This window comes from Lautropia mirabilis, from assembly GCF_900637555.1.
GTDB classification, from domain to species: domain Bacteria; phylum Pseudomonadota; class Gammaproteobacteria; order Burkholderiales; family Burkholderiaceae_E; genus Lautropia; species Lautropia mirabilis.
Genome location: NZ_LR134378.1, coordinates 1,578,869 through 1,597,734, shown reverse-complemented (window position 1 = coordinate 1,597,734; position 18,866 = coordinate 1,578,869). Strand labels below are relative to the sequence as shown.

Below are 18,866 nucleotides of genomic sequence, written 5' to 3'. Positions count from 1 at the left end.
GCCAGAGGATGCAAGCTAAGCTTTTGATGATAGCACGGATTTTGCCGAAAGCAGCTCCGGGCGCTTGCGCTGCGTGGCGTCCAGGGCGGCGGCATGACGCCAGCGCTCTATCTCGCGGTGGTTGCCCGACAGCAGTACGGGGGGCACCCCGGCCGGCACGTCGCGTGGCAACCCCGGCAGCTGCTCCGGGCGGGTGTAATGCGGGCAGTCCAGCAGACGCTGAGCCGGCGCTCCCTCGGCAAACGAGTCCTGTTCGGCCGATTCGCCGTGGTTGAGCACCCCCGGCAGCAGGCGCACCACGGCATCCATGACAAGCATGGCCGGCAACTCGCCCCCCGAGACCACAAAGTCACCCATCGAGATTTCCTCGTCCACCACGGCGTCGAGGAAACGCTGGTCGATGGCCTCGTAGCGGCCGCACAGGAAAATGGCGCCATCAGAAGCCGCCATTGTCTGGGCGCGTGCCTGGGTGAAGTGCTGCCCCTGCGGGGACAGATAGATGACGGGCAGCTCGGGGCGCCCTTCGGCGGCACGGGTCTCGCGCAGCGCCGTCAGGCAGCGCAGCAGCGGCTCGGCCAGCATCACCATGCCCGGCCCACCGCCATAGGGGCGGTCATCAATGCGCCGGTAATTGTCGAAGGTGTAGTCGCGCGGATTCCAGCAACGCAGGAAATACGCGTCGTTGCGCGCGCGCCCGACCACGCCATAAGGTGCCGCGGCCTCGACCAGGTCGGGAAAGATGGTGATGATCTCGAAGTCCATGGCAACGAAAGGGCGTCAGGGGATGAGACGGCCTTCCCTTTCGCCACGCACAGCGGCGTGCCGCAGCAACGTTCAGACCGTACGACGGATCAGCGCCAGTCGGCCGCCCAGTCTGCCTGGATGCGCCGGGCTGCAATGTCCACCGATTGCACGATGGCCTCGACGAAGGGGATGAGCATGCCGTCGTCCAGACGCAGCACCTGCTGCGCACCGTGGTCATCGACAGCCACGACCGTCCCCAGGCGAGCCCCCTGCTGGCCGATGACTTCGCAGCCGATCAGGTCCGCATGGTAGAACTCGTCGTCCTGGGTGGGCGGGAAGTCGGCGCGATCGACCTGGATTTCCACGCCCTTGAGGGCCAGTGCCTGTTCTCGGGTGAGTGGCGGCTGGCCGTCCAGCAGCACCAGCTCGGCCACCAGCGCGTCACCCTGCACGCGGCAGCGGCTACGCCGCACGACCTGCGGCAACGCCAGCGGACGGGCTGCGCGTCTGGGCGCAGGGACCTGCCCTGCAGGCGGACCGTCCGGAGACGGCTCGACCGCCTCGACCAGGCGCCAGCGCCGGGCATGGCGCAGCACCGATTCGGAGGCGGCGGCGTAGGGCTCAATCTTCAGCGCGCCCTGGACACCATGGCTGCCCCGAATGCGGCCGACGCCAATCCAGTGGGGATCAGCCACGGAAACTGCTCTGGAAGAAATCAGGCAGCGGCAGGTTGCTGCTCGACCTTCTTGGCCAGGCGGGCCACGCTGGGCGACAGCTGTGCGCCCTGGCTGACCCAGTGCTGCACGCGGGCCAGATCCAGACGCAGGGACTGCTGGTCCTTCTCGGAAGCCACCGGGTTGTAGAAGCCCAGGCGCTCGATGAAGCTGCCATCACGACGGTTGCGCTTGTCGGTGACGACGATGTTGTAGAAGGGGCGTTTCTTGGAACCACCACGCGAGAGACGAACGACGACCATTGAGATATCTCCGAATACCAGCCGATGCCGCAGAACTGGCACCCGGACTCCGGGCCTGGCCAGAAACTGCCTGCCGGGCTCCCCAAGGCCACGCCAGAGCGCGCCCATAAGAAACCCGATGTTGAGGAAACCCTTGATTGTATAGCGCAAGTGCGCCGTTGTCATGCAATGAACCACCACCCAGGGCCCAGGCCCGGGGATGAGCGCTGCGCCGGCGCAGGATGGAGCCCTCCCCAGGCGGACCTGCCCCGCCCCCATCACCGCTGCGCCAGGAACGACAAACACCCGACGTTGATCGGCCAAAAGTGGCTGAAAACGCACAAAGTGGGTAATCTTTGAGTTCAAAGCACTCGGGAAAGTCCGAAAAACACGAGACGCGCCGTCACTGAGCCTGTCCAGACCGTCCCCTGTGCGGCTTCGGAGCCCGCTTTGCATTTCAGCCTCAGTCCCACCCAACAGCTTCTCATCCTGCTGCTGCTCATCCTGTGCAGCGCCTTCTTCTCGGCCGCCGAAATCTCGCTGGCCGCCTCGCGCCGCATCAAGCTGCAGGTCATGGCCGACGAGGGCGACGAGCACGCCAAGGAAATTCTCGCCCTGCAGTTGCGCCCCGGCCAGTTCGTCACCGCGGTGCAGATCGGCATCAACGCGGTGGCCATCCTGGCCGGTGCCGTGGGTGAATCGGCGCTCGGCCCCTCGCTGCACGACTGGATATCCCCCTTCTACAAGGGTCCCTGGCTGGAACCGCTCACCACCACGCTGTCCTTCCTGGTGGTGACGGGCATGTTCATCCTGTTTGCGGACCTGCTGCCCAAGCGGCTGGCCATGCTGGCCCCCGAGCGACTGGCCCGGCGGCTGGTGCGCCCCCTGCACGGCTGCATCGTGCTGTTCAAGCCCATTGTCTGGATCTTCAACACGCTCTCGGACAAGCTGATCTCGCTGTTCGGGCTGCCGGCGCAGCGCACCGACGAGCTCACCTTCGACGACATCTCGGCCGTGGTGGATGCCGGCGCCGAGGCCGGTGTGCTGCCCGACACCGAATACCACCTGATCGAGAACGTCTTCGAGCTGGAATCGCGGCTGGTGTCGTCGGCCATGACCACGCGCGAGAGCATTGCCTACCTCACGCTGCAGGAAACCGAGCAGGAGATCCGCGAGCAGATTGCCCAGCTGGCCCATTCGCGCTTCCTGGTCTGCGACGACGAGATCGACCGCATCGTCGGCTACGTGGAATCGAAGGACCTGCTGGCCCGCATCCTGAACGACGAGCCGCTGACGCTCAAGGGCGCACCGTGGATCAAGCCGGTGCTGACCATTCCGGATTCGCTCACGCTGTCCGAGCTGCTGAACCATTTCCGGGCCAGCCGCGAGGACATCGCCATCGTGCTGAACGAATACGCGCTGGTGGTGGGGCTGATCACCCTCAACGACGTGATGAGCACCGTGATGGGCGATCTGGTCAACGACAACCAGCGGCAGATCGTCAAGCGCGACGACAACAGCTGGCTGATCGACGGCCTGACCCCGGTGGAAACCGTGCTGCGGGCGCTGGACATCGAGGCGCTGCCCGAGGACAGCAGCTACGAGACGCTGGCCGGCTTCATGATGTACAGCCTGCGCCGCATGCCCAAGCTCACCGACGCCGTGAGCTACGGTGGCTACAAGTTCGAGGTGGTCGACATCGACCACCATCGCATCGACCAGCTGCTGGTGACACGGCTGAAGGACCCCGCCAAGGAAGAGGCCGCACCAGCCGCAGCGGACTGAAACCGGCCACGACCCTGCCCCGCCGACCAGGCCCTGCGTGGCTGACACCTGGCCACGCCCTGCGCGGCGGACACCCGGTCACGCGCCGCACATGGGGGTGTCCCGACCCGGATGCCCCGATGAGGCCCCAACAAAAAACCCCGACAGCCTTCTGCGCTGCCGGGGTTTTTTCATGAGGGATGACCAGGTATCAGTACGCCGGATGCGCTTGGAAGCCGCTGGACAGGAACGGCGCGCCACGGCCGTTCACGGCACCGGGCGAGCTGCGATAGACCGCGCCTCCGGGCTGGGCCATGGGCGGCATGGGACGGATGTGCGGTGCACCCCAGACCACGGGGGCGCCCCCATAGACCAGCGTCTCGGTGGGCGCCGCAGCGCTCGCACCGCGCAGCAGCATCGTCTCCAGCTTGCGCTGGCGTTCCTGCATGGCCTCGATGGCCAGGCGGTCGGTATAACGCTGCTCGAAGGCCCGGTTCTGCTCGGCCCAGTTGCGGCGCTCGGCTTCCAGCACGGCGGCCGGGGGGGCGTCGGGCAGCCGATAGTCGCGGCTTTCGGTCTCGATGGCGCCTTGGGCAGGCTTGTCGCCGAAGCTGAGCGAACCATCGTGCATGCGCGACTGATAGACCTTGGTGACGCTTTCAGCCTGGGCGGCGCCCGCCGCCAGCAGACCACTCATAGCCACGGCGGCACAGGACAGCACCAGACGGCCCACCGCAAATTTCGTTTCCATTTCCACGTCTCCTGACGAAAGGCACCCGGCGGGGCACCAGCGGCAGGCATTCTTGATCGGCGCCCCGCCCCACGGCAAGCAACCATGCCTCAAGAATCGCCAAAACGTCGGAGTCCTTTTCATGGCCGGAAACGACAACGGCGGAACGTGACGAATGTCACGCTCCGCCGTCCGGTGAGGCGATCAGGCGATCAGCCCAGCTTGGCAGTCAGCGCAGGCACGGCCTCGAAGAGATCGGCCACCAGGCCATAGTCGGCCACGCTGAAGATGGGCGCCTCTTCATCCTTGTTGATGGCCACGATGATGCGGCTGTCCTTCATGCCGGCCAGGTGCTGGATGGCCCCCGAGATGCCGGCCGCGATGTAGAGCTGCGGCGCAACGATCTTGCCGGTCTGGCCCACCTGCCAGTCATTGGGCGCATAGCCGGCGTCCACCGCCGCACGCGAGGCCCCCAGGGCGGCACCCAGCCGGTCGGCCAGCGGCTCCAGCACGGCCTGGAACTGCTCGGCGCTGCCCAGCCCCCGGCCGCCGGCGACGACCACCTGGGCGGCCGTCAGCTCGGGACGATCACTGGAGGCCTGCTCGCGGCCCACCAGGGCGGGCTGGCCGTCGACGGCCACGGCCGCCACTTTCTCGATGGCGGCCGAGCCACCTTCAGCGGCGGCCTCATCGAAGGACGTGCCGCGCACCGTCAGCACCTTGATGGGGTCGCTGCTCTGCACGGTGGCAATGGCGTTGCCGGCGTAGATGGGCCGGCGGAAGGTGTCGGCCGAATCGATGCCGGTCACCTCGGAGATCTGGGCCACGTCCAGCAGGGCGGCCACGCGCGGCATGAAGTCCTTGCCGTGGGCGGTGGCGGCGGCCACCACGTGGCTGTAGTCCTTGGCCAGCGGCACCACCTGGGCGGTGACGACTTCGGCCAGGGACTCGGCCAGCGCCGGATCGTCCACCACCTTCACCTGGGCGACGCCCGCCACCTTGGCGGCGGCCTGCGCAACGGCATCCACGCCGCTGCCCAGCACCAGCAGGTGCACCTCACCCAGCCGGGCGGCTGCATCCACGGCCTGCAGCGTGGCGCGTTTCAGGGTCTTGTTGTCGTGTTCTGCAATAACCAGTACTGCCATGGGTCACTCCCTCTTCCGTTGCGCCTGATCAGATGACCTTGGCTTCGTTCTTCAGTTTCTCGACCAGCTCCTCGACGCTGGAGACCTTCACGCCACCCTGACGGGCAGGCGGCTCGGTCACCTTCAGCACCTTCAGGCGCGGCGCCGGATCGACGCCCAGGTCGGCCGGGGAGAATTTTTCCAGCGGCTTCTTCTTGGCCTTCATGATGTTGGGCAGCGTGACGTAGCGCGGCTCGTTCAGGCGCAGATCGGCGGTAATGACGGCCGGCAGCGGCATGCGCAGCGTCTCCAGGCCGCCATCGATCTCGCGGGTGACGGTGGCCTGACCATCAGCCACCTCGATCTTCGAGGCGAAGGTGCCTTGCGGCAGCTTCAGCAGCGCCGCCAGCATCTGGCCAGTCTGGTTGGCATCATCGTCGATGGCCTGCTTGCCCAGCAGGATGATGCCGGCCGACTCCCTGGCCTGCACGGCAGCCAGCAGCTTGGCCACGGCCAGCGGCTGCAGCTGGGCATCGGTTTCCACCTGGATGGCACGGTCGGCGCCAATGGCCAGCGCGGTGCGCAGCGTTTCCTGGCAGGCGGTGGGCCCGCACGAGACGGCGACCACTTCGGTAGCCACGCCCTTTTCCTTCAGGCGCACGGCCTCTTCCACGGCAATCTCGTCGAAGGGGTTGATCGACATCTTGACGTTGGCGATATCCACGTCGGTGTTGTCACTCTTGACCCTGACCTTGACGTTGTAATCGACGACCCGTTTGACTGCTACCAGAATTTTCATGAGACAAGTCCGTTGATAGAGGTAGTCCACATCGCGTGGAATCATACATGCCGCCATCGGGGGAAGCTCCGGATGGGTCCATCACCCTTCCCGGCCGGAAATGCGAGGCCCGGGAGCCCAGGGCATGGAATCAGCGTGGCGGCCTGCAGGTACATGACACGCTCGTTTTTCCACACATTATAAGAGAGTGTTTCATCAGGGTTTCCCATGAGCGCTACCTTTTGGAAGGTCATGAACTATCGACCCAGGGCAATCCGGGTGGACTGACCCACCCGACACCCCAGGCGCCACGGTGCCCAGGGGCCAGAGGGATGAAGCCCTGAAGGCCTGCAAGCCCGGAAGCGCAGAAAACCATCCCCTGCCCGACACCCGCCCCCTGACGGCCGACCTGGGGCCTGGGGACCGGACAGCGGGGGCGCATCCGCGCCCGCCAACCGGCCGTCAGCCCGGAACCAGCCATGCAGGCGTTCCCCACTACCATCGGCGCCGCTGGGGGTATTGGATGGGCACAGCAACGGACCGGCATGCCGGTGTCCGTGCAGACCCACCCCCATTCCTTCATTCCGTCACGGCTGGTACCCCATGCTGCAAAAGATCCAGGAAGTCGCCATGCAGATCGGCGCCATCGTCGTCGGCAAGCCGCGCCAGATCCGCCTGACGCTGGCCTGCCTGTTCGCCCGTGGCCACCTGCTGCTGGAAGACCTGCCCGGCGTGGGCAAGACCACGCTGGCTCACACGCTGGCCCGTTCGCTGGGGCTGGACTACAAACGCATCCAGTTCACCAACGACCTGCTGCCGGCAGACATCACCGGCTCCAGCGTCTATCAGCGCCAGGAGCAGCGCTTCTCCTTCATGCCCGGCCCGGTGTTCACGCAGATGCTGCTGGCCGACGAGATCAACCGTGCCTCGCCCAAGTCGCAGAGTGCGCTGCTGGAGGCCATGGAAGAGCGCCAGGTCTCGGTGGAGGGCGTGGCCCATCGCCTGCCCGAGCCGTTCTTCGTGATCGCCACCCAGAACCCGCAGGACCAGATCGGCACCTTCCCGCTGCCCGAGTCGCAGCTGGACCGCTTCCTGATGTGCGTGGAACTGGGCTACCCCGATCCCAAGTCGGAACGCGCCATTCTGGAAGGCCGGGACCGTCGGGACTGGCTCACCGAGCTGAAGCCGATCCTCACGCCGGCCGAGCTGCTGCAGATCCAGAAAGCCGTCACCGAGGTGAAGACCTCCGGCCCCCTGATCGACTACGTGCAGAACCTGCTCACCCAGTCGCGGCGCTCGTCGATGTTTGCCGAGGGGCTGAGCCCACGGGCCGGCCTGGCGCTGCTGCGCGCCGCCCGCGCCTGGGCACTGCTGGACGGCCGCAACCACGTGCTGCCCGACGACGTGCAGGCCGTGCTGCTGCCGGTGGCCGGACATCGCCTGAAGCCGGCGCGCGGCGCCGCCACCAACCACCGCGCCCGCGCCGAGCTGGTGGCCGAGCTGCAGAAGGCGGTGGCCATTCCCTGACATGACGCCCCCGTTCCACGCCATGGCCCTTCCTGTGCAAGGCCCGGTTCCGACCACTTTCCCCTACTGAATGCGCTTCTTCGGCCGCACGCGCACCCCCTGGGAAGGCGACTTCCCCCTCACCCGTCGACGGATCTACGTCCTGCCGTCCCGGATGGGGCTGATCTTTGCCGGTGCGCTGCTGGTCATGCTGGTGCTGACCATCAACTACGGGCTGGCGCTGGGCTACGTGCTGGTCTTCGTGCTGGGCGGCGTCTTCTGGGTGTCGCTCTTTCATGCGTGGCGCAATCTGGCCGGGTTGGTGCTGCGACCGGGCCGCGGCGATCCGGTGCACGCCGGCGAGACGGCAGAACTCAACCTGAGCTTCCTGAACCCCACCCGGCTGGCGCGCTACGCCATCCGCCTGGACACGGGCCGCGATACCGAGGCACAGGAAGTGGACATTGCCGCCGAGGCCGAGCAGATGGTGTCGGTGGCGCTAAAGACCGAAAAGCGCGGCTGGCAGCCGGCCCCGCTGCTGCGGCTCACCTCCGACTTCCCGCTGGGCCTGTGGCGGGTCTGGACGCTGTGGTATCCGGCCGCCGGCGTGCTGGCCTGGCCAGCCCCCGAGAATCCGCCCAGCCCCCTGCCCCAGTCCCATGATCCCACCGGCCATGCCGAGCAGCATCAGCATGGCGGCGACGATTTCAGCCACCTGCGCCCCTACCGCCCCGGCGATTCGATCCGGCGGCTGGCCTGGCGCGCCATGGCCCGCCATCCGCAGGGCCTGCCGCAGACCCGGGAATTCTCCGATGGTGGCGAAGGCGGCGAACTGATGTTCGACTGGGAGCAGCTCCCGCCGGGTCTGGACGAAGAAGCACGCCTGTCGCGGCTGACAAGCTGGATCGAACTGGCCGAACAGGCCGAGCAGCCCTATGCGCTGAAGCTGCCGCGCCGCCATTTCACCACCGACCGGGGCCCCAAGCAGCGCGCTGCCTGCCTGGAAGCCCTGGCCCGCTTCGGTGAGGCCCCCGCATCATGAGCCAGGCTCCGCACCAGCCGCAGCCTGCCCGGCCGTTCACGGCAGCCCCTGGCAGCAGCGCGGGCCGTGGATCACGGAATCCAGACGCGAGAACACGCGGCAGCCAGGAAAACGCCACCCTGAACCCGCGTCTGCGCCCCTCGCTGCGTGCGCTGGGCGGCCGTCTGGGCGGCACCTGGGAACGCGACCGGCGCGACACGCTCTTCCTGCTGGCCGTGACGCTGCTGGCCGTCCTGCCCCATGCCCTGTACCTGCCCTTCTGGTGCACGGCGGGCTTTGCCATCCTGTTTGCCTGGCGGCTGGGCCTGCTCGTTTCCGGCCGGCCCCTGCCGGGGCGCTGGATCCGCATCCTGGCCAGTCTGGCCGTGGTGGGCGCGGTCTACGCCCAGTTCCGCACCCTGGTGGGCCAGGAAGCGGGCGTGGCGCTGGTGGTGCTCTTTCTGGGACTGAAACTTCTGGAGATGCGCACCCGGCGGGACTTCTACATCACCGTCTTCCTGGGCTTCTTCCTGCTGCTGGCCGCCTATCTGCACTCCCAGAGCATCCTGATGGGTGCCTGGACGCTGCTGGCCATTCCGGCGCTGCTGGCGGTGCTGCTCACCATCCAGTACCAGCAGGCCGAGGTGCCGCTGCGCACCCGGCTGCGCCAGGCCGTCGTGCTGCTGCTGCAGGCCCTGCCGCTGGCCATCATCCTGTTCGTGCTGTTCCCGCGTCCGAGCGGGCCGCTGTGGGGCAACCAGAACCAGCAGGACGCCAGCACCACCGGCCTGTCGGATTCGATGGCTCCCGGCGACTTCTCGAAGCTGGCCGAATCCAATGAAGTCGTGATGCGGGTGGAATTCCAGGGCGATGCCCCTGCCCCCAGCGACATGTACTGGCGCGGCCCCAGCTTCGGCCACTTCGACGGCCGGCGCTGGACGGCGCTGCCCCCCTCGGCCGAGCGCAGCCTGCCACCGCCCGAGGTGCGCGTGCCACAGGGATCGGCCACCTGGCAATACACCATCACGCGCGAGCCCGGCAACAACCGCTGGCTGCTGGGACTGGACACCATCACCCAGACCCCGGAGGTGGGCGATGAACCCACCGCCGTGCTGCCCACGATGGAATGGGTGCGCCAGTCGCCGCTGACCGAACGGATGCGCTTTGTGGCGCAGTCGCGCCCCGGCTCCTGGACGGGGCTGAACGAGACCGAGCGCAGCCTGCACAACTGGCTGCAACTGCCACCGGGCTTCAATCCGCGTGCCCTGGCGCTGGCCCGACAGTGGCGCCAGCAGCTGGGCGACGACCCCAACGTTCTGGCCGCCCATGTGCTGCGCTGGATCCGCGAGGAACCCTTCCACTACACGCTGTCGCCCCCCAAGCTGGGCAAGGACAGCATCGACGAATTCCTGTTCGAGAGCCGGGCAGGCTTCTGCGAGCACTACAGCAGCGCCTTCGTCTTCATGATGCGCGCCATGGGCGTGCCTGCCCGCGTGGTGACCGGCTACCAGGGCGCCGAGCACCATGCGCAGGATGACTACTGGATCGTCCGCCAGGCCAACGCTCACGCTTGGGCCGAAATCTGGCATCCGAAGGAAGGCTGGCTGCGCGCCGACCCCACCGCCGCCGTCGCTCCCGAACGCATCGAGCAGGGCAACCTGCAGTCACTGCGCGCCCAGCAGCAGGACACGCTGGCGCGCACCGCCTCGGACCTGACCCGACGCTGGACGCTGAGCCTGGACGGCATCACCCACCACTGGAACCTGTGGCTGCTGTCCTACGACCGCAACAGTCAGCGCCGCCTGCTGGACCGCCTGGGCCTGGGCGCCGATGGCTGGCAGACGCTGGCCGGCATCCTGGCGGGCGCCTTGGGGCTGGCACTGGCCGTCACGGCGCTCTTCACCCTGCGGGCCCGTCAGCCGCGCGACCCGGTGGAGCGGGCCTTCGAGGACTTCTGCCGGAAACTGGCGGCCATCGGGGCGGACCGCATGCCCCAGGAAACGGCCAACCAGTTCCTCTACCGCGTCGAGCGTCTGCTTGATGCCGACAATGCCGCGCTGGCACACGATATCGTCGCCACCTACAACCGGATGCGCTACGATCCCGAACCCGGCCCGGCCGAACTGCTGGCCCAGCTGCGCGGGCTGGTGCGGGCCTTCCGGCCCTGAGGGAAGGCGAGCCGCAGGAGTCCGGTCGCCCCCTCCGGCAGCCGGCCCCGCACCGCCCCGTCTTACCCCGCCCGTCCTTCATGCCTGCCATCACGCCCCCTGCCCCGCGGCTTGCCGCCCTCTGCCTGAGCCTTGCCCTGCTGGGCACCGCATCTGTCGCCCTGGCGGCCCCCTCGGCCGAAGGCACGGCCAAGGCCCACACCGTGCGCAAGGCAGCGTTCACGAAAGGGAAGCACACGGCAGGCTCGACCACGGGCGGCAAGAAGGCCGGACAGAACAAGGCCGCCCAGGCATCCCGTTCCGCCCAGGCTTCAACGAAGCCAGCGACGACGAAGGCCCGGGCCGGCGCATCCCGAGGACACCCCGCCGGGAAAGCGGCCCGGACACAGCCCGTCCCCAAAGCTTCATCCAAGGCTGCCGCCACGGCAGCCGCGGCGACATCCACAGCAACGGCCGCCGGCGTGACCGCTGCGGCCAGCGGTCCGCAGCCTGTTCCCGGCAACTATGCCGAACATCTGGAGGTGAAGGCCTTCGTGAGCGAAATGGCCGAGCGCCACGGTTTCGACCGCAACGCCCTGCTGGCACTGTTCGCGCAGGTCAGCCCCAACGCGCGCACGCTGGCGCTGATGACGCCCCCGCCTCCGCCGCCCCCCGTGCCAGCCCCGGCCGGTGACGCCACACCCGCAGGTACCGCCCCCACCACGCCGCCCCCGGCCCCCAAACTGCCTGACTGGCCAACCTACCGGGCCCGCTTCCTGCAGCCGGTGCGCATCGATGGCGGCCTGAAGTTCTGGGAGCAGCATGCCGGCGCACTGGAACGCGCCACGCAGGAACATGGCGTGCCCGCCGAGATCATCGTCGCCATCATCGGCGTGGAAACCCTCTACGGTCGCAACACCGGCAAATTCCCCACCATCCAGGCGCTCTCCACGCTGGCCTTCGACTTTCCGCCGCGCGCGGCCTACTTCCGCAAGGAGCTGGAGCAGTTCCTGCTGTACTGCCGCGAGAACGGCCTGGATCCGATGGCGCCCCGGGGCTCCTACGCCGGCGCCATCGGCACCCCGCAGTTCATGCCCGGCAGCATCCGCAGCTATGCCACCGACTTCGACGGCGATGGCCGCATCGATCTGGTCAACAGCCCGGTCGATGCCATCGGCAGCGTGGCGCGCTTCCTGGCCATCCACGGCTGGCAGAAGGACCGCGACCTCTACTACCCCGTCACGCTGGCCGAGAACGCCGACCCCGCCTCGCTGCTGGCCCGCGGCCCGAAGCCTGAGCTAAGCATCGCCGAGCTGCGCGCTGCCGGCATCAGCAGCCCGCTGTCGCTGCCGGCCGACCAGCCGCTGATGCTGGTGGACCTGCCCAACGGCGCCAACCCGCCCAGCTACGTCATCGGTACCGGCAACTTCTACGCCATCACCCGCTACAACCGCTCGTTCTTCTACGCCATGGCCGTGACCGAGCTGGCCGAAGTGCTGCACCAGCGCCATGCCGGCACGCTGGGCGCACCGCAGCTGGAACTGCCCAACCAGCCCACGCTGCCGCAGAAGCCGCCCTCGCCCTGAGCATCGGGGACGCGGCCTGACGGTTTCATGCTCAGGCCGACCTCTCACGGACACAGCACCACACAGCACCATACAGTGCCACTCAGCGCCAACATGGGCAGCCCGACACGCGCCGAATCCGGCTGCATTGACGCGCTGAATGGGGATCCCACCATCCGGATGACGGCAGACCGGGGCAGCGGCGTTAAGATAGCCTGCCTCATGCCCGTTCATGGACGATCCTCCCCCGTGCCAAGCCCTGCCTCCGCACCCAGTTCCCCCGACCTGCCTGCCGGTCCGCTGGACCTTCCCCCTCACGCCCGCGACATCTACGTCATCTCCCCTTCCGGGGCGATTGCCGACCGCAGCCGCGTGCAGCGGGCGCGCCGGCTGCTGCAGCGCCAGGGCTTTCGGCTGACGCTGGACCCGAAGGCGCTGGCCACCTACCAGCAGCGCTTTGCCGGCGACGACGAGACACGCCTGCAGGCCTTCCAGCGGGCCATGGAGTCCAACGCCCCCACCATCATGACCAGCCGGGGCGGCTACGGCATCACCCGCTACCTGGAAAAGCTGGACTTCGAGCGTCTGGCCGCCAGCGGCAAGAAATGGCTTGGCTTCTCGGACTTCACCGCCTTCCACCTGGCCATGCTGGCCCGGACAGGGGCCACCACCTGGGCCGGCCCTGCGCTGGTCTCGCATTTCGACGCTGCCGACCCGGCCGACGTGGATCCCACCACGCTGGAAACGCTGGCTGACGCCCTGTCGGGCCGGCTGGAACTGGTGGGCTTTCGGGGCGAAGGTGCGCCGTTGGGCTTCGAGGCCGAAGGCACGCTCTGGGGCGGCAACCTCAGCATGGTCTGCTCGCTGCTGGGCACCTCGCTCTTTCCGCGCATCGACGGCGGCATCCTGTTCCTGGAAGAGGTCAACGAGCACCCCTACCGCGTGGAGCGGCTGATGACCCAGCTGCTGCACACGGGCGTGCTGGACCGCCAGCGCGCCGTGCTGCTGGGCCACTTCAGCTGGAAGCAGGCCGAAGGCGATCGCTACACGATGAAGAAGGTCTGGCAGTGGCTGCGCACGCAGACGCCCACGCCGCTGATCACCGGCCTGCCCTTCGGCCATGAGCCCACCACGCTGACCCTGCCGCACGGCGCACAGGTGGGACTGGCGGTGGATCGGCGCACCTGCTATCTGGTGCTGCCGCACGACCACGGCCAGCCTGCGCCGGGCCTGTTCGGCGTCGATCCGGCCGGCAACGACCAAGCGGCCCACCGCGCCTGGCAGTGCTGGTGCGGGCAGCCGCATGAGGGCTGATCAGCCGGCGAACAGCCCCGTCGACAGATAGCGGTCGCCCCGGTCGCAGACGATGAACACCACGGTCGCCGGTTCCACCGCGCCGGGAGCGGGAACCCCGTCTGACGTAGGAGCCTGCCGTGCTGCCGCAGACCGTTCCGCGGCCAGCTGCTCGGCCACCCGCAGCGCAATCACCGCCGCGCCACCCGACGACACGCCGCAGAAGATGCCCTCTTCCCTCGCCAGCCGGCGCGTCATCTCCTCGGCTGCCTGCTGGCTCACTTCCTCCACCCGGTCGATGCGCGCCTGCGCCCGGATAGCGGGCTTGTAGCCTGGCGGCCAGGCGCGGATGCCGGCGATCGATGCGCCTTCTGCCGGCTGGGCGCCGATGATCCGGATGGTCTCTCGCTGTTCCTTCAGGAAACGCGACACGCCCGTGATGGTGCCGGTCGTACCCATGGCCGAGACGAAGTGCGTGACGCGGCCTGCCGTCTGCCGCCAGATTTCCGGACCGGTACTGCGATAGTGCGCCCGCCAGTTGTCGTCGTTGGAGAACTGGTCCAGCACCCGGCCACGTCCCTCGGCCTGCATGGCCAGCGCCAGATCGCGCGCGCCCTCCATGCCCTCTTCCTTCGAGACCAGCACCAGCTCGGCCCCGTAGGCCTGCATCGACTGGCGGCGTTCCAGACTCTGGGTCTCGGGCATGATCAGCACCATCCGGTAGCCCTTCACCGCTGCCACCATGGCCAGCGCAATGCCGGTGTTGCCGGACGTGGCCTCGATCAGCGTGTCGCCGGGCCGGATCTCGCCACGCGCCTCGGCAGCCGTGATCATCGCCAGCGCCGGCCGATCCTTCACGGAACCGGCCGGATTGTTGCCTTCCAGCTTGGCCAGCACGCGGACACCGGCTGCCTGCACGGCCGGATCCACAAGACGCGACAGCGCCACCAGCGGGGTATTGCCGACCTGGTCGAGAATGGACGTGCCGTCGGCCATCAACCCGAGGCCATCCACCCGATCGGCACCTGCATCCAGCACGCGCCGCGGTGCTGCGTCCGCGCCCCTTTCATCCTCCCGAGCCGCACCGGCCGGCACCGCGCCCGGTGTGTTCCGTACCGTCATCAGACCGGCACCGTCATCAGCGACAGCGGCGCGGGCACGTCCAGCGGCATGACGCCCGGCTGCTCCAGCTTCACCAGGCAGTCGTGCAGCTCTTCCACGGCCTCCACCCGGCCGAAGCTCTTGCGCCAGACCAGCATCACCTGACGCACCGGCGGTGTCTTCTCGAAGGGCACGTAGGTCAGCAGGCCGTCATTGTTCTTGCCCTCCACCCCGGGCTCGATGCCGGCCGGCATGGCCGTCCACGGCAGCACGGTGATGCCGATGCCCGAGGCCACCATGTGGCGGATGGTCTCCAGCGACGACCCCTCGAAGGTCTTCTGGATGCCGGCCGTGCTGGTCTGCGAATAGCGCGACAGCTCCGGGCAGACCTTCAGCACCTGGTCGCGGAAGCAGTGGCCTGCGCCCAGCAGCAGCATCGTCTCGTCCTTCAGTTCAGTCGAATCTACCGACGGGCGCGACGCCCACGGATGCTTGGTGGGCACCACCACCACGAAGGGCTCGTCATAGACCGGCCAGGACATCACGCCCGGCACCGGCATCGGCTCGGCCACCACGGCCACGTCGATCTCGCCCAGCTTCAGCGCCTCCAGCAGCTTGGCCGTCAGCCCTTCCTGCAGCAGCAGCGGCATGCCGGGCACGGCCTTCAGCATGGCCGGTACCAGACGGGGCAGCAGGTAGGGACCGATGGTGTGGATGACGCCCAGCCGCAGCGGTCCATGGCGGGGGTCCTTGCCTTCCTTGGCGATCTCGCGGATGGTGGCGGACTCTTCCAGCACGCGCTGGGCCTGCTCGACGATGCGCTCGCCCACGGGGGTGACGCTCACCTCCACGTTGCCGCGCTCGAAGAGCTGCACTTCCAGCTCGTCTTCCAGCTTCTTGATGGCCACCGACAGGGTGGGCTGGCTCACGAAGCAGGCCTCGGCCGCCCGGCCGAAGTGTCGCTCGCGGGCCACGGCCACGATGTATTTCAGTTCAGTCAAAGTCATAGAAGAATTCTATCTCAGACTGGGCACCGAACGCTCCACATTCCGTCGGCTTCCGGCCGACCGCACGACGGAAAGCCCACCCGCAAAAACCGGCCTCAATGCCGCGCGGCAGGCCGCTCAAGCATCCAGGAAGCGCTCGCGCCGTCGCAGCCAGCGGTCCAGATGCGCTTCCACCACGTCCGGGCGCGCCTCCAGCAGCCGCTCCGACAGGGCGTGGGCAATGTCCACCAGCGGGGCATCCCGCCCCAGGTCGGCAAAGCGCAGCAGCATCGCCCCCGACTGACGGGCGCCCAGCAGCTCGCCCGGACCGCGCAGCTCCAGATCGCGCCGTGCGATCTCGAAACCATCCTGCGTCTCCCGCATGGTGGCCAGCCGCTCACGGGCAATGGCCCCCGGCGGATGCCGGTACAGCAGCACGCACAGGCTCTGCGCCGTACCCCGCCCCACGCGGCCCCGCAGCTGATGCAGCTGCGACAGGCCGAAGCGCTCGGCGTGCTCGATCACCATCAGGCTGGCGTTGGGCACGTCCACCCCCACCTCGATCACCGTGGTGGCCACCAGCAGATCCAGCTCGCCGGCCTTGAAGGCCGCCATCACCTCGTCCTTCTCGGCCGCCGACAGCCGCCCATGCACCAGCCCGGTGCGCACCTGCGGCAGCGCCGCCTGAAGCTGCTCGCGCGTGTCGATGGCGTTCTGCAGGTCCAGAGCCTCGGATTCTTCCACCAGCGGGCAGACCCAGTAGGCCTGGCGACCTTCGGCCACCCAGCGCCCCACGTTCTCCACCACCTGGTCGCGCCGCGAATCGGCAATCAGCTTGGTCGTCACCGGCTGGCGCCCCGGCGGCAGCTCGTCGATCACCGACACGTCCAGATCGGCATAGAAGGTCATCGCCAGCGTGCGCGGAATCGGCGTCGCCGTCATCATCAGCTGGTGCGGCAGGAAGCCGTCTTCCCCGGCATGTCCTTCCGCGGCACTGCGCACCCGTCCGTCCTGCCCGGCAGCGGCCTGGGCCGTGTCCTGCGTAGCCCCTGCACGCTCCGGCTCTTCGGCGGCCGTGCCGGCATCCCGCGTGCCCTCCCCACGCAGCGCCAGCCGCTGTGCCACGCCGAAGCGGTGCTGCTCGTCCACGATGGCCAGCGCCAGCCTGGGAAAGACCACCGAATCCTCGATCAGCGCATGCGTGCCGATCAGCACGTCCACCTCGCCAGCGGCCACCGCCTGCTTCACCCGGCGCTTGGCGGCTGCCCCCAGCGAACCGGCCAGCCAGCCCACCCGCACGCCCAGCGGCTCCAGCCAGGGAGAGAGCCGCTCATAGTGCTGCCGTGCCAGGATTTCGGTAGGGGCCATCAGCGTGGCCTGCCAGCCCGAACCCACCGCCACCATCGCCGCCAATGCGGCAATGACCGTCTTGCCGCTGCCCACATCGCCCTGCAACAGCCGGTTCATGGGCTGCTGCCGCGCCAGATCGGCCGCGATCTCGTCACATACCCGGCGCTGCGCACCGGTGAGCGCAAACGGCAGCGAAGCCAGCAGCGCTGCCTCTCCGTCGCGATTCGCCAGCGGCTGCCCCCGCTGCCCCGCCCGCAGCTGACGCGCCCGTCGCAGCGAAAGCTGCTGCGCCACCAGCTCTTCCAGGACGATGCGCTGGCAGGCCGGCGTGCGCCGCTCCAGCAGGGCGTCCAGATCGGTCCCCGGCGGCGGATGATGGATGAGCCGCAGCGACTCCAGCAGCGGCGGCAACCCGGCCAGCAATGACGCCACCGGGTCCGCGCCCGGCCGTCCCGATGCCTGCTTTCCGTCGCCAGAACCCGACATCAGCGCCGTCAGCAACGTCGGCGGCAGCGTGTCCTGCCAGCGGCAATCGGCGAGAGCCCGGTCGATCTCGCGGCGCAGCGTGGCCTGGCCCAGACCGGCCACGGTAGGGTACACGGGCGTCAGCCGGTCGGGCAGCGGCGTGTCCTCGCTCACCATCCGGTAGCGCGGATGCACCATCTCGCGGCCAAACAGCCCCACCCGCAGCTCGCCATAGGCGCGCACCAGCCGCCCCGGCTGCAACTGCGTCAGCTGGGACGGATAGAAATGCAGGAAGCGCAGCTGCAGCTCGCCGGTACCGTCGTTCACCCAGACCTGCAGCGCACGTCGGCCCCGCGTCACTTCGGCACGGGTGACAGTGGCCTGGATCTGGGCCGAACTGCCGTGCACCAGCGAGCCGATCGGCACCAGCCGGGTCTCGTCCTCGTAGCGCAGCGGCAGGTGCAGCACCAGGTCGTCCGGCCCGTGCAGCCCCAGCCGGGCCAGCAGCGACGCTGCCGAGCGGCGGCCGGACGACGTCTTGGCCGCCCCCTTGGCGGTGCGCCCGCCGGCAGCCTCCTTGCCCGGTGCTTCTGCGCCCTCAACGGCGGCGCCTGCCTTGCGCACGTTCTTCATCGCGCGTGCCGCGCCGACCGTGAACGACTCACGCCAGCACCAGCGTGGCTTCCACCTCGAAAGGTGCGCCCTTGGGCAGCGCTGCCACCTGGACGGTGGAACGTGCCGGATACGGCGCATGGAAATACTCGGCCATGATGCTGTTGACGGTAGCAAACTGCTTCAGATCCGTCAGGAACAGCCCCAGCCGCACCACCTGACCCAGGTGGCCACCTGCAGCCTCCACCACGGCCTTCAGGTTGCGAAACGCCTGATGAACCTGCGCCTCGAAGCCGCCCTCGACCAGCTCGCCGGTCTTGGGATCGAGCGGGATCTGACCGGACAGATACACCGTGTCGCCGGCACGAACCGCCTGCGAATAGGGGCCCAGCGCGGCCGGAGCATTGGGGGTGGAAATGGGCAGAGCCATGACGATCTCCTCGTGGTGATGATGTCCTGTCATTCTAGGGTATCCGCCGCACAAGTCCTCGCGTCCGTCGCACGTCGGGCATGGACTTCATGCGAATCCCCAGGGGGCGGCCCGGCCCCTGCACCACCTTGGCCAGAGACTCGCCCCCTCACGATCCACTACCATTGAGAAACCCGATGCCCGACGCCATGTCGATCGGGCCGGCCTGGCCTGTCCGCAGGCTGCCAGCGGGTCGGCACACCGCCTCCCGCCCGTCTTCCCCGCCTTGGTCCCGTCGCACCGTGAGCACCTCCGC

The 18,866-nt window shown here is 68.4% G+C and carries 16 protein-coding genes; 6 read left to right on the top strand and 10 right to left on the bottom strand.

Features of this window, described 5'->3' with window-relative positions:
- Nucleotides 1–15: 15 nt before the first annotated feature.
- The 3 genes from trmD to rpsP all read right to left on the bottom strand — a co-directional run bounded on the left by trmD (nucleotide 16) and on the right by rpsP (nucleotide 1,720).
- Nucleotides 16–762 (bottom strand): tRNA (guanosine(37)-N1)-methyltransferase TrmD, encoded by a 747-nt coding sequence (trmD, locus tag EL249_RS06405; protein WP_005673615.1) that lies wholly within the window; start codon nucleotides 760–762, stop codon nucleotides 16–18.
- A gap of 89 nt (nucleotides 763–851) precedes the next feature.
- A complete protein-coding gene (gene rimM, locus EL249_RS06400) occupies nucleotides 852–1,439 on the bottom strand; it encodes a ribosome maturation factor RimM (protein ID WP_005673616.1) in 588 nt (195 codons plus the stop codon).
- Nucleotides 1,440–1,459: 20 nt separating this feature from the next.
- Complete coding sequence (gene rpsP / locus EL249_RS06395) at nucleotides 1,460–1,720, bottom strand: 30S ribosomal protein S16 (RefSeq protein ID WP_040529906.1); 261 nt, start codon at nucleotides 1,718–1,720, stop codon at nucleotides 1,460–1,462.
- 429 nt (nucleotides 1,721–2,149) lie between these two features.
- Here rpsP and paeA point away from each other — a divergent pair, with 429 nt between their 5' ends.
- The gene (gene paeA / locus EL249_RS06390; RefSeq protein WP_005673618.1) at nucleotides 2,150–3,484 is read left to right on the top strand and encodes a polyamine export protein PaeA; all 1,335 of its coding nucleotides are present in this window, start codon (nucleotides 2,150–2,152) and stop codon (nucleotides 3,482–3,484) included.
- Nucleotides 3,485–3,674: 190 nt separating this feature from the next.
- Here paeA and EL249_RS06385 read toward each other — a convergent pair whose 3' ends face one another.
- The 3 genes from EL249_RS06385 to EL249_RS06375 form a co-directional block, all read right to left on the bottom strand.
- Nucleotides 3,675–4,214, bottom strand: a complete 540-nt coding sequence (locus EL249_RS06385; protein ID WP_005673619.1) for a hypothetical protein — start codon at nucleotides 4,212–4,214, stop codon at nucleotides 3,675–3,677.
- Nucleotides 4,215–4,405: 191 nt separating this feature from the next.
- Entirely contained in the window at nucleotides 4,406–5,338 is a 933-nt protein-coding gene (locus EL249_RS06380; protein WP_005673620.1) for an electron transfer flavoprotein subunit alpha/FixB family protein, read from the bottom strand.
- 28 nt (nucleotides 5,339–5,366) lie between these two features.
- A complete protein-coding gene (locus tag EL249_RS06375; protein ID WP_040529909.1) occupies nucleotides 5,367–6,116 on the bottom strand; it encodes an electron transfer flavoprotein subunit beta/FixA family protein in 750 nt (249 codons plus the stop codon).
- Nucleotides 6,117–6,698: 582 nt separating this feature from the next.
- Between EL249_RS06375 and EL249_RS06370 the strand changes: the two genes are divergently transcribed.
- The 5 genes from EL249_RS06370 (at nucleotide 6,699) to EL249_RS06350 (ending at nucleotide 13,648) form a co-directional block, all read left to right on the top strand.
- The gene (locus EL249_RS06370) at nucleotides 6,699–7,622 is read left to right on the top strand and encodes an AAA family ATPase (protein WP_005673622.1); all 924 of its coding nucleotides are present in this window, start codon (nucleotides 6,699–6,701) and stop codon (nucleotides 7,620–7,622) included.
- 70 nt (nucleotides 7,623–7,692) lie between these two features.
- Nucleotides 7,693–8,643, top strand: a complete 951-nt coding sequence (locus tag EL249_RS06365) for a DUF58 domain-containing protein (protein WP_005673624.1) — start codon at nucleotides 7,693–7,695, stop codon at nucleotides 8,641–8,643.
- Nucleotides 8,640–10,790 carry a transglutaminase TgpA family protein gene (locus EL249_RS06360; protein ID WP_005673625.1) on the top strand — a complete coding sequence of 717 codons (2,151 nt, stop codon included), beginning with the start codon at nucleotides 8,640–8,642 and terminating at the stop codon, nucleotides 10,788–10,790. The genes EL249_RS06365 and EL249_RS06360 overlap by 4 nt, the downstream gene beginning before the upstream one ends.
- A gap of 80 nt (nucleotides 10,791–10,870) precedes the next feature.
- The gene (mltB, locus tag EL249_RS06355) at nucleotides 10,871–12,355 is read left to right on the top strand and encodes a lytic murein transglycosylase B (protein ID WP_005673626.1); all 1,485 of its coding nucleotides are present in this window, start codon (nucleotides 10,871–10,873) and stop codon (nucleotides 12,353–12,355) included.
- A 228-nt stretch (nucleotides 12,356–12,583) separates the two neighbouring features.
- Nucleotides 12,584–13,648: a S66 peptidase family protein gene (locus EL249_RS06350; RefSeq protein WP_232002048.1), complete on the top strand. Its 1,065-nt coding sequence runs from the start codon at nucleotides 12,584–12,586 to the stop codon at nucleotides 13,646–13,648.
- Here the strand turns inward: EL249_RS06350 and cysM are convergent, their stop codons facing one another.
- The 4 genes from cysM to EL249_RS06330 form a co-directional block, all read right to left on the bottom strand.
- Nucleotides 13,649–14,623 carry a cysteine synthase CysM gene (cysM, locus tag EL249_RS06345; protein WP_040531342.1) on the bottom strand — a complete coding sequence of 325 codons (975 nt, stop codon included), beginning with the start codon at nucleotides 14,621–14,623 and terminating at the stop codon, nucleotides 13,649–13,651.
- A gap of 125 nt (nucleotides 14,624–14,748) precedes the next feature.
- Nucleotides 14,749–15,735 carry a LysR substrate-binding domain-containing protein gene (locus EL249_RS06340; RefSeq protein WP_005673629.1) on the bottom strand — a complete coding sequence of 329 codons (987 nt, stop codon included), beginning with the start codon at nucleotides 15,733–15,735 and terminating at the stop codon, nucleotides 14,749–14,751.
- A 117-nt stretch (nucleotides 15,736–15,852) separates the two neighbouring features.
- On the bottom strand, nucleotides 15,853–18,162 hold the full coding sequence (recG, locus tag EL249_RS06335; protein WP_005673630.1) for an ATP-dependent DNA helicase RecG: 2,310 nt from the start codon (nucleotides 18,160–18,162) through the stop codon (nucleotides 15,853–15,855).
- 28 nt (nucleotides 18,163–18,190) lie between these two features.
- Nucleotides 18,191–18,604, bottom strand: a complete 414-nt coding sequence (locus EL249_RS06330; protein WP_005673631.1) for a RidA family protein — start codon at nucleotides 18,602–18,604, stop codon at nucleotides 18,191–18,193.
- Between the last annotated feature and the right edge of the window lie 262 nt (nucleotides 18,605–18,866).